Below are 15,801 nucleotides of genomic sequence, written 5' to 3' on the forward strand. Positions count from 1 at the left end.
ATAGCTAAACCAATCATACATGCTTACTAAATCAGATAAAACCAAACTGAGGAGTACTATTTTTAGACACTTAGACGGTATTGCTACGTCAACTTCAGCATATTCGCTTTACAAAAAGGGCATTCTAAATCACCTATTGGAAAACAAAAGTGTTGCATTACACAGTTTGTCCAAAATGTTTAATGCCAATGAGGGTTATCTCAATGTCGCGCTCCGTGTTTTATGTTCTCAAGGGTGGTTAGATCAGCAATTGGATAATAAGAATAACACTGTTATTTATACCACAAACTCAAATTCTGAAAAAGCCTTTGGTTTGGTTGGTTTATATGAAGATGCCGTTAATTTACTTAAGTACTCTGATCGTTTTGCCGATGAAAAAATGATCAGTACAGATGCTTTTATAGTTTTAGAGCGCATCTTTAAAAAATTTGAAACCAATTACGGTCTCAATATTTCTAATGAAGATTCCATAGAATACCAAATCTATAAACATATTGAAGGAGTTATCGCAGGTCCTATTATTGTGCTATTAGGTGTTAACGGCCTTTTTCATAAATACTTTATGGAAGCTTCCTTTACGGCTGAAGAATATCATAAAAACCCTGAGAGCTTTAAGAAAATACTTGATTTCTTAGCCCATTTAGGCTGGTTTAACAAAAAAAAGAATACTTATCAATTCACCGATAAAGGCTTGTTCTTTGCGAAACGTGCCAGTGCCTATGGAGTAACCGTGTCTTACATTCCAACGTTTTTACATCTAGATGAACTTATCTTTGGCAATCCTCTGGTTCTAAAAACAGACTCACCAAGCGATACCGAAATACATGTACATCGCGAAATGAATGTTTGGGGAAGTGGTGGTGCCCATGCCACTTATTTTAAGGTCATAGATGAAGTCATTATCGATTTGTTCAACAGACCCATTGACGAGCAACCCAAAGGCATTTTGGATATGGGCTGTGGTAATGGAGCGTTTATAGAGCATATTTTCAATGTTATAGAGCAACAAACTTTAAGAGGGAAACTATTGGATGATCATCCATTATTTTTGGTGGGTGCAGATTTTAACAAAGCCGCTTTAAAAGTGACAAGAGCCAACTTAATAAAAGCAGATATTTGGGCAAAAGTCATTTGGGGAGATATTGGAAGGCCAGATCTTTTGGCTTCAGATTTGAAGGAAGATTATAATATTGATTTGCTCGATTTATTAAACGTTAGAACATTTTTAGACCACAATCGTGTGTGGGAAGCACCAAAAAACGACCATAACATTATAAGTGATTCCACTGGTGCTTATGCATCAAAAGGGAGTAGGTTGAGCAATAATGATGTAGAAGCCTCTCTATTAGAACATTTGAGCAAATGGAAACCCTACGTAGAAAAATTTGGACTTTTAATTATAGAACTACATACTATTAGTCCTGAGTTGGTCTCAAAAAATATAGGAAAAACTGCAGCTACTGCTTACGATGCTACACATGGTTATAGCGATCAGTACATTGTTGAGGTTGATGTGTTTAGAAAAATAGCAGAGCTTTCAGGTTTAGAACCAGATGATGCTCACTTTGCCAGATTCCCAGATAGTGAATTGGCTACGGTTAGTATTAACCTTTTAAAAGGCACCTCATAGATATGAAGATTGAATCTATCGTCACCATAAAAAAAGAGCTTCAGCACTTACCAAAGGAAGACCTGTTGGCACTATGTTTACGTCTAGGAAAATTTAAGAAAGAAAACAAAGCATTACTCACCTATTTACTGTTTGAATCCCATGATGAAGATGGCTATATCGCTAGTGTAAAATCTACATTAGACGAGTTATTTGAAGGCATGAATACGGACAGTTATTTCTACATGAAAAAAACAATCCGGAAAATATTGAGGCAAATAAGAGTTTACAGTCGGTATTCCAATAAAAAAACAACTGAAGTAGAACTCCTACTCTATTTTTGCGAACGCTTAAACCAGCTTAAACCTTCTATTCATAGAAATAGAACGCTAAGCAATCTTTATGAACGCCAAATCATTTCGATAAAGAAAAAAATAAGTGTTCTGCATGAGGATTTACAATACGATTATAATCTACAATTACAAGACTTACGACAATAAACCTTTGTTTACATTTGCACTGATTTAAACTCAAAAAACAAGAATGAACAAAGCGAAAATCTCCACGCTATTAAGACAATTTAAATTAATCTACTTAACGGATTTATTACGCTTTCGTATTCAAAAATATAAGAACAGCAAAGTCAATGCTGCCTTTAAGAAAAAGCATCCTAATGTAAAGTTACCACTAGATTATCTGATGTATGAGTCGTTTCAGATGAATTACGATAAGTACTATAACGGTGGATTACAGATGGCAAAATCCTTAACGGATCACTTCAAAAATCACATTGAATTAGAGAACAAACGCATTTTAGATTGGGGTTGTGGACCTGGACGCATCATAAGGCACATGCCTAAAGTTATAAATAACGGTTGTGAATTTTTTGGCACGGACTACAATGAAAAATCCATTGCTTGGTGCTCTAAAAATCTACCTGGAATCCATTTCAACAAAAATAAATTGTTGGCAAGTTTGCCATACGAAGATGATTCCATGGATGTGATTTATGGCATTTCAATATTTACCCATCTATCTGAGCAAATGCATTACGATTGGTTTAATGAGTTATATCGTGTTTTAAAACCCAATGGCATCATGCTTTTAACCATGCAAGGAGATAATTTTAAGATAAAGCTCAATGACTCGGAACTTAATACCTATAACCAAGGCAATATTGTAGTAAGAGGAAATGTAAAGGAAGGCCATCGCACTTACTCTGCTTTTCATCCAAAGGCATTTGTGCAATCTTTATTCAGTAAAACTGAAGTTTTAGAACACATCGTTCAATCTTCAGAACATAAAAGTTGGGTGCCACAAGACATTTGGATCGTTAAAAAATAAACCGAAACCTAATCTTGGTTTTGCTTCTTAGCCTTTTTACTGCCTTCATACATTTCATATTTCACCAATCGCGACTCTAACTTGGCATTAAACACCTTTATTTTTCGAGAAGGTCGTAAACCGATATGTTTTAAGGCTTCAAGATTAGATGTGATAAGCCAAGCGTTGGTATTAGGGTAACCATGCTTTAAGGTGGTACCAATATTACCATAAAACTCTTCAACATTCAGGTTTTCTAAACGTTCACCATACGGAGGATTAAACACCATGTGCAATTTCTCATCACCTGCCTTTTGGGTCTTAAAGAAATCTTCATGTTGAATATGTATAAATTCATCCAAGTGCGCATTTTTAATGTTCTCCTTCGCTTTTCTTATAGCCGAAGGTGACTTATCGTATCCTAAAATTTTATGGTGAAAATCTCGGGTTTTCTTCAATAAGGATTCTTCTATGGTTTCGAACAATTCCACATCCCAATCTTGCCAGCGTTCAAAAGCAAATTCCTTTCGCATTAGATTCGGCGGAATATTACAAGCAATCATAGCCGCTTCGGCCAATATGGTACCACTACCACACATTGGGTCCATAAAATCCGTTTGGCCGTCCCAACCGCTCATCATAATTAATCCTGCTGCCAGTACTTCGTTGATAGGAGCAATATTGGTTGCCGTTTTGTACCCTCTTCTATGCAGTGATTCACCAGAAGTATCCAAAGAAATGGTGCAGCGCTGACGGTCTATATGCACATTGATTTTTAAATCCGGAAAGCGCAAATCCACATTAGGTCGTGTACCATCCATCTCCCTAAAACGATCTACAATGGCATCTTTGGTCTTTAAAGCCGTGTATTGCGAATGGGTAAACACACTATGGTTAACCGTGGCATCAACAGCCAGAGAACCTGAAGGTTTAAGATAGTTTTCCCATTTAATGTTCTTTACATTTTTGTAAAGGTCTTCTTCCCTTGCTACTCTAAAGGACTTAATAGGTTTTAAGATTTTAATGGCCGTTCTAATACCCAAATTGGTCTTGTACATAAACCCTTTGTCACCCACAAAGCTTACGTTTCTCACGCCCTTTTCTACTTCCATAGCACCGAGCTGAGTTAATTCCTTTGCTAATATATCTTCGAAGCCAAATAAGGTCTTGGCCACCATTTTAAAATTATTGTCCATGTACTAAAATGTAATTCTTTCAAAGTCCACAACCTATTTATTTCAAATGTCTTGGTGCTTTTTTGATAAGGTATTCAATTCAAAACTCGAATAGCGAGCAAATAGATTGCAAATTTAAGCTATTTTTGCAGGACATATCATATATATGACAAAACCAACAAAACAATGGTACGCCTCGTGGTTTAACACGCCTTACTACCATATTTTATACAAGGACAGGGATTATTCTGAAGCACAGCTTTTTATGGATAACCTCACCAACTATCTTAACATACCAGAAGGTGGTAAGATATTGGACTTGGCATGTGGCAAAGGCAGACACTCCATATACCTAAACAAATTAGGTTTTGATGTTACAGGAGTTGATCTCTCTGAGCAAAGCATAAAACACGCCCAGCAGTTTGAAAATGACACCTTAAGATTTGATGTGCATGATATGAGCAAACCGTATCCTGATACTTTTGATGCCGTTTTTAATCTCTTTACAAGCTTTGGGTATTTTGAAGATGAAACCTGTAACCTCAAAACGATAAAATCCATAAAGGCAGAACTCAACGATTTTGGATTTGGAGTCATTGACTTTATGAACGTCAACTACGTGATGGATCAATTGGTTTCAGAAGATATAAAAACCGTTGAGGGTATTGACTTCCATCAAAATCGCAGTGTTAAGGATGGCTACATTGTAAAAGACATTAGTTTTGATGCTGATGGTGAACACTATGAGTTTCAAGAGCGTGTAAAAGCCTTCACCTTAGAGGACTTTGAAGCTTTATTTGAAGAAGCCGGAGTATATTTGTTGGATGTTTTTGGTGATTACAAACTAAAAACCTACCATGCTCAAACCTCTGAACGGTTGATTATGATTTTTAAGTAAATTGAATTCAATGAATAAGTACCTCTTCCCTATTTATGCTATAATTATTGGTGTGGTCATTGCTTTTATAACTAAAAAGCAAAAGTCCATTGGCACCAAACTATTATTATCTTTTAGTGGAGCATTTTTATTGGCATTAACCCTTTTTGATTTATTGCCAGAGGTGTACCATCATCTCAACGCTAAACAAACAGGTCTATTTATAATGTGCGGTATTTTGCTTCAGATTATTTTAGAGTTCTTCTCAAAAGGTGCTGAGCATGGCCATGTACATATTCATAAGGATAATACGCAGTTTCCGTGGTTACTGTTTTTAAGTCTTTGTCTTCATAGTTTGTTGGAAGGTTTCCCGATCCATCAGCATAATGATATGGTCTATGGTATTTTAATTCACAAAATTCCAATTGCTGCGCTGATTAGTGCCTTTTTATTGCAGTCTAATTATAGTAAGTTACAGATTATAGGCTTCTTAGTGGTTTTTGCAATAATGACACCTTTAGGCACCTATATTTCTAACAATACCGATTTAGCCACAGGCTATTTAGATATTGTCAATGCGATTGTTATCGGTATCTTTTTGCATATTTCTACAACCATTTTGTTTGAAACCGGTGAAGGCCACAAGTTTAACCTCTCTAAACTGGTTGCGATTTGTTTGGGAGTATTGATTGCCTATTTTATTTAAAATGTTTAGTAAAGAAGAAAGCCGACAACTCCGCCAGGAATTCTGGACCAGTTTTGGAAAATCATTTCCAAGAAACCTGCCTAACGGCAGGCAAGGATGGCTGTTGTACAATACCAAAATAAAAGGCCTATCCTTTAAATTTCATTTTGATACGAAGTCTGCATTAATTGCGCTAGACCTAGAAGATGATTTAGAAAACCGTATTAACTGCTGGGAAAAATTGGTAGCCTTAAAAGGTATCTTACAGTCTGAATACTTACCCAACGCCATTTATGAGGAAGACTACTATTTAGACAATGGCAAGGAAATCTCACGCATCTACGTGCCATTAGACCAAAACGTATCCATTCACAACAAAAATACCTGGCAAGTAGTTATGGAATTCTTTAATGTAAATATGACCTTGTTTGAAGCTTTTTTTGAGGAGTACAAGGATTTTATAAAGCCATAAGCACCTTGCTTTTCTATACAGGTATTTTGTATAAATCGTGATATTTAAACAATCCGAACGTTATACAAAACACATGGTAATACAATTTATTTCAGGTCATTGTTAATAAGGGTTTTGAAATAATTCTTATATTGGGTAACAGAAACGTAAATACAGAGTTATATACGAGTTGTACGTAATTTTGACCAAACCCTGAACTCAATGAATAAACTTCTGATTTTAGTATTTCTATTTTCCTTATTCTATTCGTGTCAAGAAAAATATTTTGATTACAAAATACTTCAGTACGAGGGAACTGACAGCTTGAATACTAAAATTGTCAAAAAGGTTAAGTTTAATTCAGATAGCTTGGTCATCTATGAGGAATATAGAGGTTATAAATCTGATAATGCAAATAGTATATCCGATGTGAACACAACCTATATTTACATAGATACTTTGCTTACAAAAACTATAAAGTATCGTCCTAATCTCAAAGGCATTTGTTGTGACAGTTCAAAAATGGAATTTTTCTACAATAACAAAAACTTATTGGAAAGAAGAATTGCTTACGATTATAAACGTGTATTAAAAAAAGGAACGCCATTTAAGGACAACTTAAATTCTGACGACTTTGAAAAGGAACGTCAATGGGAATTAAGTTCAGAAACTTTTTACTCATACGATAACCTTGGTCGGAAAATAGAATATAATGCGCCCGAAAAACATTGGAGTAGTCAAAATAGATACGTTTGGACTTATGACAATCAAAGTAGAATCCAAGAAGAGAAATCCTTTGACGAGGATAGACTTATTTGGACTAAACTCTATGAATATCAAGAAAACAGTTATAAATATACTATGACTTGGTACGATTATGAGGGAAATCCAAGACACTTAAAAGACAAAAGCAAAAGTTGGGAATATAGACCTCAAAAAATCTGTGAGTATAAACTTAACGAAAATGGACAAGAATTAGAGGAATTAGCAACGACTGAGACAGGCGAATTTATTAGTAAATTAACAACTGTTTACGACGAAAAAAACCGAATTGCTAAAACAACTAAATATCTTGAAGAGGACAAACCGATTATGACTCACATTTATATTTATGAATAAAAAAACTACGTACAACAAAGAACTGAGTTAAAAAACAAGCAATTTTAAGCTAATTTTGAAACATAGTTTTCATCGTATGGCAATCCGCTTTTTGCAATAGCAAAAGCTTGTTTCAACAGTTTATTCGCCACTGCTATCAATGCCAGTTTTTTACTCTTTCCCTTGGCCACAATCCTATCGAACAATGCCTTGCAAGCCTTATTGTAATTACAGGCTGAAAAGGCTGCCAAGAATAATAAATTTCTCAGCTTTTTATTCCCAACCTTACTGATCTTGCTCCTGCCTCTTACACTACTTCCCGATATTTTTATTGTGGGTGTGATACCTACATAACTGCAAAGTTGTGAGGCACTCTCAAACTTCTTGAATCCATCTGTAACCACTATTAAAAACAGTGCCGTCTTCATACCGATACCTGGTATGGTTTGCAATAACGTCAATTGTTGCTCTTGATCTTGTTTTACTAATTCAAGCAACCTAAGCTCTAATACTTCAATCTCTTTCTTAAGATGTTTTAAGTTTCTCTGTAAAGATTTATAAACGACTCTAGATGGAATATCCAAGGTTGTTTCACCATGAAGCTTGTTCTTGGTCGCCGTGCTCTTTTTTACATACACATCCAATAATCTAAAGAGTTGCAGGCACTCTGCCTGTACATCTGTTAAGGCATTATAGAGCGGAACTTCGTTCTTTTGACCATATTCACAGATCCACTTAGCATCGCTCTTATCGGTCTTTACCTTGGCCAGTTTCATCTGGATAAAACGTTTTACACATAAAGGATTAACTACTGATACCTCAACTCCTTTCTTGTATAAATATTGAGCCAACCTGTAATGGTAATAACCGGTTGCCTCCATAACAACCAAAGCTCTTTCAGGTAAGCTTTTCAGTAGCAACTTAAACCCTTTCTGGTCATTTGCCATTTGAAGGTGACCAGCACTCTCACTGTAAACATCGAACACTGATTTGCTAATGTCAATACCGTAAATTTCTTTATCTTTATTCATAAGAACTGATTTTTGGAAAGAACGAGCTACTACTGTTTCAACAACTTAAAATCGAGATCTAAAAGTCTCACAGAACTGAACGAAATAAGAGTAGAAAAAGAGAGAGGATTATCAATGTTGTCGAGATCTAAGTCTCACCGTGTATAGTAACCTTAATTCTCTCTTTTGTTCTTTCTGGTTTATTAACCTAATTTAATCAATTGTAAACTTAAGACGTGTATAGCTCATTGCAGCTGAATTCCTAATCGGAATTCATTGCAATTTGCTATCTTTCGGTTACGGCGGAAAATCATAGCTGATTTTCCGCAACGAGCCATACACAAAACCGTTGTAAGTAATACTGAAAAAAAAATAATGCGAAATATTTATCTTCTAATTATATGTTTTCTCATTTTGTCTTGTAAATCTGATAACAAAAATGATTTAAAAGACAATTACGTTGGCAGGACTGGAAAAGTTTCATTCAAAGTAGCAAATAAAATTGTTGAAGATAGTATTGTTGAATATCTAAATATAAATGGAGAAGAATACGCTAACCAGATTTGGCTTGTTAATAAAGAAAAGGATACAATCGGAGGTAATTTTTACCAAACTATAATAAATGACACAACGCCATTAGGAGAAGTAACTCGTTTAAGATTTTATTTAAGAGAACCAACTATTAGTTATGAATCTGATATGTATATTCTTTTACCGTTTGATGATGCTAAATTAAAAGAAGATTATTCAAACTTTTTCGAGATAAAACTTGATACATTTCCAAGTTTAATAAACGACGGAATTCCACATCCAGAATTGTCTGAATTAGATTTCCCATTTCATCATATATCTGAATTTGGCTTGGATTACGAAACAAGCGGGAAAAAAAGAATTCGAGGTGCAGTTGTGGAAAGAGGAAAACTGAACGAAAAAGGATATGAGAGAAGATTATTTTTTGAAGAATATTTATATATAGTTGAGTAATGAAACGCAAAAAGTACTACTTACAACAATGTATATAAAAAATAGCGCGAGCATTTGCTAACACAGAGGTTCGGGCATTTTTTTCGAGGTCGCCAAATTTTTAAATTTGGCTATTTGAGAAAAGAAAGATAAATAGAAAAAATTTAAAAATTCGGCTTGAGTTCAACCGAATGGTTTGCGTACTTTTTCAGCGCTACTTTTCATATACTGGACCGTTGTAAACAATTTTGAAAAAACACAGAAAATAAAATAAACATATGGAATTACACAGCCAACTTAAAGGACTTGCTGAGAAAGTCGACCAACTGAAAGACAAAATCGACACTGAAGAATCGACAAAACACGCTTTCACACTTCCGTTCATTAACATTTTAGGATATGACACTTTCAATCCGACAGAAGTTGTACCTGAATTCACAGCCGATTTAGGACTAAAAAAGGGAGAAAAAGTTGATTATGCCATTTTTCAAAATGGAAATCCGATTTTAATAGTTGAGTGTAAACATTGGAAACAAAATTTAGATGTTCACAACTCTCAACTTTTTAGATACTTCCACGTTTCAAAAACTCGTTTCGCACTTTTGACAAACGGAATACAATACAGATTTTACACGGATTTGGAAGAAACCAATAAAATGGACGAAAAACCATTTTTGGAATTTGACATTACTAAACTAAAAGAAAGTACTGTCAAGGAAATTGAAAAATTCCATAAGTCAAAATTTGATATTTCCTCAATTGTAGATAATGCAAGTAATTTAAAATACACTCGTGAAATAAAATCTCTGATTGACCAAGAAATTGCGGAACCTTCTCAAGATTTTGTCAAGTTGTTTGCAAACAAAGCTTATAGCGGACGTTTGACTTCTAAAGTAATGGAGGAATTTACAGAAATCGTAAACAAAGCGTTTAACCAAATAATTAGCGAAAGAGTAAACGACAGACTGAATTCCGCACTGAACAAAGAGCAGGAAAAACAACAAGCGGAAGAGCAAGTTGAGGAACAACCAAAAAGTAAGGTTGAAACTACCGAAGAAGAAAAGGAAGGCTATCAAATTGTAGTTGCAATTTTGCGAAGAAAAATCGAAAAAGAAAGAATTGTACATCGTGACACACAATCTTATTTCGGAATTTTATTAGACGATAACAACAGAAAACCAATTTGCCGACTTCATTTAAACGGAGGAGTTAAGTACATAAGTCTGTTTGACCAAGACAAAAATGAAACACGAGAGAAAATCGAATCAGTAGATGATATTTATCGCTTCGAAAAACAACTCTTGAATACGATAGAATTTTACGATAACGAATAAAAAACTGTTTACAACAATGGCTATAAGTAATTGCTTGTTCTCGCCTACTTTGGAAATTCCTGCGGAATTTCCAACTTGGTGTGTACTTGCAGAGTTAAGTGCTAACCAACGCAACTACTCATAGCCGAGACCGTTGCCAGTAATTTAAGAAACCACGAATGATATACGGAATTTTGATAATATTTTTAATAATTGTGCCGATCGGAATCGCATATTATTATGACTATAAAAAAGACCCAAAAGAATTTACTTTCTCAATTAAAACTATGGGAATAGGAATATTCAAAGGATTTGTTTACGTGGGAATTCTAATTGGTTTGAATGCAATCTACGAATTAGTAATACCGATAAATAAGAATCACGGAATTGAATTTAATTCGGAACGTGAAAAACTCGGAATACCAAAAATTGGAGATAATTGGGAAAATAGAGAATATCATTCAGAACAGTTCGAAACCCAATGGTGGAAAACTGAATCAACAGATGGACACTTTAAAAAAATAATTGAATACGGAATTCTAAATGCAGAATCTGAAACTGATTATTACAAAAAAGACAATAAAAAAGGGACATTTGCGTGGTCGAAATATAATTTTGGAAATAATACATCCGAATATTTTATTGAGAAACCGAATGATAAAATCGTTTCGGTAACTGAATCTGGAAAATTTAAAATGGAAAATCCAACGATAATTCAGAAAATAGATAAATCGGAATTTGAAAAGTTTATAGCGGAATAAAAACTACTGGCAACAAAGAACTGAGTTAAAAAACAAGCAATTTTAAGCTAATTTTGAAACATAGTTTTCATCGTATGGCAATCCGCTTTTTGCAATAGCAAAAGCTTGTTTCAACAGTTTATTCGCCACTGCTATCAATGCCAGTTTTTTACTCTTTCCCTTGGCCACAATCCTATCGAACAATGCCTTGCAAGCCTTATTGTAATTACAGGCTGAAAAGGCTGCCAAGAATAATAAATTTCTCAGCTTTTTATTCCCAACCTTACTGATCTTGCTCCTGCCTCTTACACTACTTCCCGATATTTTTATTGTGGGTGTGATACCTACATAACTGCAAAGTTGTGAGGCACTCTCAAACTTCTTGAATCCATCTGTAACCACTATTAAAAACAGTGCCGTCTTCATACCGATACCTGGTATGGTTTGCAATAACGTCAATTGTTGCTCTTGATCTTGTTTTACTAATTCAAGCAACCTAAGCTCTAATACTTCAATCTCTTTCTTAAGATGTTTTAAGTTTCTCTGTAAAGATTTATAAACGACTCTAGATGGAATATCCAAGGTTGTTTCACCATGAAGCTTGTTCTTGGTCGCCGTGCTCTTTTTTACATACACATCCAATAATCTAAAGAGTTGCAGGCACTCTGCCTGTACATCTGTTAAGGCATTATAGAGCGGAACTTCGTTCTTTTGACCATATTCACAGATCCACTTAGCATCGCTCTTATCGGTCTTTACCTTGGCCAGTTTCATCTGGATAAAACGTTTTACACATAAAGGATTAACTACTGATACCTCAACTCCTTTCTTGTATAAATATTGAGCCAACCTGTAATGGTAATAACCGGTTGCCTCCATAACAACCAAAGCTCTTTCAGGTAAGCTTTTCAGTAGCAACTTAAACCCTTTCTGGTCATTTGCCATTTGAAGGTGACCAGCACTCTCACTGTAAACATCGAACACTGATTTGCTAATGTCAATACCGTAAATTTCTTTATCTTTATTCATAAGAACTGATTTTTGGAAAGAACGAGCTACTACTGTTTCAACAACTTAAAATCGAGATCTAAAAGTCTCACAGAACTGAACGAAATAAGAGTAGAAAAAGAGAGAGGATTATCAATGTTGTCGAGATCTAAGTCTCACCGTGTATAGTAACCTTAATTCTCTCTTTTGTTCTTTCTGGTTTATTAACCTAATTTAATCAATTGTAAACTTAAGACGTGTATAATTAATTGCTTTGGCAAGTGCTTATTTGGAAAATTCCTTCGTAATTTTCTCGCGTTCGTTTTTGTTTACTAAATTAGTTGCTTAACCACGCAACTAACCATACACAAACACGTTGTAAAACATTTGAGCGAAAGAATTAAATATCATTTTGAAAGGTTTAAAAAAGGCGGTGGAAAACAATTATTAGCGTTTTCTTCGATTTTTTTATTAAATCCGTCATCAACGATTTTTGCTATTCCATTTTATACACTTGGACTGATATTAATATGGAATACTCAAATGACAAAAAAAGTGAAGTGGCGATGGACAATTTTACCAATAATTATCGCTGGAATTTTGACCATAATCATTCAGATAGTTTATGAGATAAATCCTAAAGTCTTTCCATTTTAAGTTTCATCTGATGAATAAGAATAATCCTGAACTGATTAAAGAAGCTAAAAATAATCCGAATGGTTGGGTTTATGTTCTGGACAAAGAATTTGAAGGAAAACAAGAAATTCCACCCGAATTCATAAAAGGAGCTTGGAAAGTGGACGAAAAAGGAGAAATCATTGGAGAATTTATGGCGAATCCGAATTATCGAGGAAATGGAAAATAAAAAACGTTTTACAACAATGTATAACCGCAATTACGGCGGATTCGACTACGTCCGAATCCACTCGGAATTGCGAGCGTCAGTGCTTAATCGAAAAATAGTAATTTAAAACCCGTAACTGACGGTTATACGAGACCGTTGTACGCAAGCTAAAAAACAGAACTAATTGAAAGACTATATATCATACAAATTAAGACAAGCCCATAAAAAATATGGTTCTTTCGGAATTATACTTTTGATTATTTCAATTATAAGTATAGCCATTGGAATATACATAACAATAGTTTTCATAGGCAAGATTTCAACATCTGTAAGGCTTATAGAAAGTGGAGAGTCGATTGACCAACAGCTAACAGGTGTTATTGGTGATTTCATTGGTGGAATCGTAGGAACAATTTGGTCTTTTGCCGGAGTAATATTATTCTTCTTAGCTCTTAGACTACAAAGTAAAGAACTAAGTCTACAATTAGAAGAGCTAAAAGACACAAGACTGGTTTTTAAAACTCAACAATTTGAAAACACTTTTTTCAATTTATTAAAAAACCAAAACGAAATAAGACTAAATACGGAAATAAAGAAAAAAAATTACAATTACGAAACACAATCTAATCAAAATGACTACACAAGAGGCAACTCAGCATTTGAAGAAATCAAGGAAATTTTACTAAAAGAAAAAGAAATCTTAGAGAGTAATCTTACCAAATCGAAAAAAGCTAAAAGTATATTAGAAGCAGATTCGGAAATAGAAGACGAATATTGGGATAAAGAAAGAAGTGAAAAATTTTTAAAAAAATTTAAAAAGCATTATTCAATATCATATGATTTAGTTGAAGATAATCCTTCTTTATATCCTAAGATAATTTTTAAAATTGTTTACAACAGATTCAACAATCAATTGAGCCATTACTTTCGGAATATCTATCATATTCTGTTGTATATAAAAGAGAACGAGGAAAGAGAAATAAGTGCCAACGTAGTTAACGAAATGAATGGAGATAAAGTTGGGATTTATATCAATAACGAAAATATCGCTATAAAAGGAATAAAAGAAAAATTTAAAAAATACTCTCAATTTTTACAAGCACAAATGAGTAATACAGAACTTTTACTTTTATTCTATAATGCTTTATTTTTTCCAAAAGCGAAGAAACTGGTTCAATATTACGATTTAATAGAAAACCTGAATATTGACGACCTTTTATTCCCTGATACTGACATCAAATATTATGATGAATACACAGATAAAATGGAAATAATACCGAAATCAAGCTTAAAAAGCAGAGATGAAATTATGGAAATATAAAAAGCCTGCGTACAACAAAGTACTGTGGTAAAAAACAAGTAAAATCTCATTAATTTTTCACTAAGGTACTTCTATAAGTATCATCATATATTAAACCCGATTTTGCAATAGCGAAAGCTTGTTTTAACAACTTATTGCACACTGCGATCAATGCCAGTTTTTTGCTCTTTCCCTTGGCCACAATTCGCTCGTAAAGATCTCGGCAGGCCTTGTTGTATTACAGGCGTTAAAACTGCACATGAACAATAGATTTCTTAGTTTCTGATTCCCTATTTTGCTAATCCGTGCTCGTCCATTGACACTGCTTCCGCTCTGTCTAATTATTGGTGTTAATCCTGCGTAACTGCATAACTCGCTTGCACTAGAAAAACGCTCAAAACCACCTGTCAAGACCACTAACATCAGCGCTGTTTTTCTACCAATTCCTGGTATGGTTTCTAATCGTGACAATAAATCTTGATGGACTTGTTTTACTAATAACAGAAGCCTGTCCTCTAAGGTTTTTATCTCTTTCTCCAACTGTTTTAAACTTCGTTTTAATGACCTTACAACCAATTTACTTGGCTCACCTAAAATAGCTTCCCCATGCAATTTGTTTTTTAGCATAGTGCTTTGTTTTGTATATACAGAAAGGGCTCTGACGATCTGAAGACATTCTGTTTCTTCCTTAGAATTTCCTTTCCATAGCTTTAATTCTACCTGTTGTGCGTATGCACAGATAAGTCTTGAATCGCTCTTGTCGGTCTTGATCTTGGATAGTCCCATCTGTATAAAACGTTTCACTGATAATGGGTTTTCTACCGATACTTTTATACCGGACTCCAGCAAATGGTAAGCTAGCTGGTAATGGTAATAGCCCGTAGCTTCCATAACGCAATGGCTCTTGCCATCTAAAAGTTTTGCGAACTTCTTAAAACCAAATTCGTTGTTCTTGAACTGATGGTAATTGCCATCAGAATCCGTAACGTCAAATACCAAATGGCTGATGTCGATACCAAAATATTTAATACCTTTATTCATAAGAAAATGTTTTTTTGAAAGGACAAACTACGCGAGTTTCAACGACTTAAAATCGAGGTCCTAAAGGCCTCATAGAACTGTACGAAATCTGTGTAGAAAAGAGAGGGGATTTTCAATGTTGACGAAGTCTAGGCTTCTACGTGTATAATAACCTTAATCCTCTCTTTTGTTCTTTCTGATTTATTAACCTAATTTAATCAATTGTAAACTTAAGCCGTGTATAATTAATTGCTTTGGTCGTTGCCTACTTGGAAAATTCCTTCAGAATTTTCTCGCGTTCGTTTTTGTTTACTAAATTAGTTGCTGAAACACGCAACTAACCATACACAAAACCGTTGTGCATAATGCGAAAAATCATTCTGAAATTGAAAGTTTGAACTAAAAA

At 34.4% G+C, this 15,801-nt stretch carries 15 protein-coding genes and 1 pseudogene; 12 read left to right on the forward strand and 4 right to left on the reverse strand.

The window, feature by feature from the left end; all coding sequences use genetic code 11:
- Positions 1–19: 19 nt before the first annotated feature.
- Genes ACQ65V_RS14280 through ACQ65V_RS14290 form a run of 3 tightly spaced genes read left to right on the forward strand, consistent with a single transcriptional unit; the run spans position 20 to position 2,953 of the window.
- Entirely contained in the window at positions 20–1,630 is a 1,611-nt protein-coding gene (locus tag ACQ65V_RS14280) for a class I SAM-dependent methyltransferase (protein WP_430468444.1), read from the forward strand.
- A gap of 2 nt (positions 1,631–1,632) precedes the next feature.
- Positions 1,633–2,109 carry a hypothetical protein gene (locus ACQ65V_RS14285; protein WP_430468445.1) on the forward strand — a complete coding sequence of 159 codons (477 nt, stop codon included), beginning with the start codon at positions 1,633–1,635 and terminating at the stop codon, positions 2,107–2,109.
- Between the two features lie 43 nt (positions 2,110–2,152).
- Complete coding sequence (locus tag ACQ65V_RS14290; RefSeq protein WP_430468446.1) at positions 2,153–2,953, forward strand: class I SAM-dependent methyltransferase; 801 nt, start codon at positions 2,153–2,155, stop codon at positions 2,951–2,953.
- A gap of 8 nt (positions 2,954–2,961) precedes the next feature.
- Here the strand turns inward: ACQ65V_RS14290 and ACQ65V_RS14295 are convergent, their stop codons facing one another.
- Positions 2,962–4,128: a THUMP domain-containing class I SAM-dependent RNA methyltransferase gene (locus ACQ65V_RS14295; RefSeq protein ID WP_155087833.1), complete on the reverse strand. Its 1,167-nt coding sequence runs from the start codon at positions 4,126–4,128 to the stop codon at positions 2,962–2,964.
- A 145-nt stretch (positions 4,129–4,273) separates the two neighbouring features.
- Here ACQ65V_RS14295 and ACQ65V_RS14300 point away from each other — a divergent pair, with 145 nt between their 5' ends.
- The 4 genes from ACQ65V_RS14300 to ACQ65V_RS14315 all read left to right on the forward strand — a co-directional run bounded on the left by ACQ65V_RS14300 (position 4,274) and on the right by ACQ65V_RS14315 (position 7,239).
- Positions 4,274–5,005, forward strand: a complete 732-nt coding sequence (locus ACQ65V_RS14300; RefSeq protein ID WP_430468447.1) for a class I SAM-dependent methyltransferase — start codon at positions 4,274–4,276, stop codon at positions 5,003–5,005.
- A 10-nt stretch (positions 5,006–5,015) separates the two neighbouring features.
- Complete coding sequence (locus ACQ65V_RS14305; protein WP_430468448.1) at positions 5,016–5,690, forward strand: ZIP family metal transporter; 675 nt, start codon at positions 5,016–5,018, stop codon at positions 5,688–5,690.
- 1 nt (position 5,691) lies between these two features.
- Positions 5,692–6,141, forward strand: coding sequence for a DUF4268 domain-containing protein (locus ACQ65V_RS14310; protein WP_430468449.1), 450 nt, complete (start codon positions 5,692–5,694; stop codon positions 6,139–6,141).
- 201 nt (positions 6,142–6,342) lie between these two features.
- Positions 6,343–7,239 (forward strand): hypothetical protein, encoded by an 897-nt coding sequence (locus ACQ65V_RS14315; protein ID WP_430468450.1) that lies wholly within the window; start codon positions 6,343–6,345, stop codon positions 7,237–7,239.
- Between the two features lie 44 nt (positions 7,240–7,283).
- Here ACQ65V_RS14315 and ACQ65V_RS14320 read toward each other — a convergent pair whose 3' ends face one another.
- A complete protein-coding gene (locus ACQ65V_RS14320; protein WP_430468228.1) occupies positions 7,284–8,249 on the reverse strand; it encodes an IS110 family transposase in 966 nt (321 codons plus the stop codon).
- Positions 8,250–8,504: 255 nt separating this feature from the next.
- Between ACQ65V_RS14320 and ACQ65V_RS14325 the strand changes: the two genes are divergently transcribed.
- The 3 genes from ACQ65V_RS14325 to ACQ65V_RS14335 all read left to right on the forward strand — a co-directional run bounded on the left by ACQ65V_RS14325 (position 8,505) and on the right by ACQ65V_RS14335 (position 11,265).
- Positions 8,505–9,212 carry a hypothetical protein gene (locus ACQ65V_RS14325; protein WP_430468451.1) on the forward strand — a complete coding sequence of 236 codons (708 nt, stop codon included), beginning with the start codon at positions 8,505–8,507 and terminating at the stop codon, positions 9,210–9,212.
- A gap of 257 nt (positions 9,213–9,469) precedes the next feature.
- On the forward strand, positions 9,470–10,525 hold the full coding sequence (locus ACQ65V_RS14330) for a type I restriction endonuclease (protein ID WP_430468452.1): 1,056 nt from the start codon (positions 9,470–9,472) through the stop codon (positions 10,523–10,525).
- 158 nt (positions 10,526–10,683) lie between these two features.
- Positions 10,684–11,265: a hypothetical protein gene (locus ACQ65V_RS14335; RefSeq protein WP_430468453.1), complete on the forward strand. Its 582-nt coding sequence runs from the start codon at positions 10,684–10,686 to the stop codon at positions 11,263–11,265.
- A 42-nt stretch (positions 11,266–11,307) separates the two neighbouring features.
- On the opposite strand, the gene ACQ65V_RS14340 is transcribed toward ACQ65V_RS14335, so the two are convergent.
- Positions 11,308–12,273: an IS110 family transposase gene (locus tag ACQ65V_RS14340; RefSeq protein ID WP_430468228.1), complete on the reverse strand. Its 966-nt coding sequence runs from the start codon at positions 12,271–12,273 to the stop codon at positions 11,308–11,310.
- A 625-nt stretch (positions 12,274–12,898) separates the two neighbouring features.
- On the opposite strand from ACQ65V_RS14340, the gene ACQ65V_RS14345 reads away from it, so the two are divergent.
- Together ACQ65V_RS14345 and ACQ65V_RS14350 are read left to right on the forward strand one after the other, a co-directional pair.
- On the forward strand, positions 12,899–13,096 hold the full coding sequence (locus tag ACQ65V_RS14345; protein ID WP_430468454.1) for a hypothetical protein: 198 nt from the start codon (positions 12,899–12,901) through the stop codon (positions 13,094–13,096).
- A 163-nt stretch (positions 13,097–13,259) separates the two neighbouring features.
- Positions 13,260–14,396, forward strand: coding sequence for a putative phage abortive infection protein (locus ACQ65V_RS14350; RefSeq protein ID WP_430468455.1), 1,137 nt, complete (start codon positions 13,260–13,262; stop codon positions 14,394–14,396).
- Between the two features lie 49 nt (positions 14,397–14,445).
- Here ACQ65V_RS14350 and ACQ65V_RS14355 read toward each other — a convergent pair.
- A pseudogene (locus tag ACQ65V_RS14355) lies at positions 14,446–15,416 on the reverse strand (IS110 family transposase).
- Positions 15,417–15,801 lie beyond the last annotated feature (385 nt).

This window comes from Winogradskyella ouciana (assembly GCF_965284585.1).
GTDB lineage: Bacteria > Bacteroidota > Bacteroidia > Flavobacteriales > Flavobacteriaceae > Winogradskyella > Winogradskyella ouciana.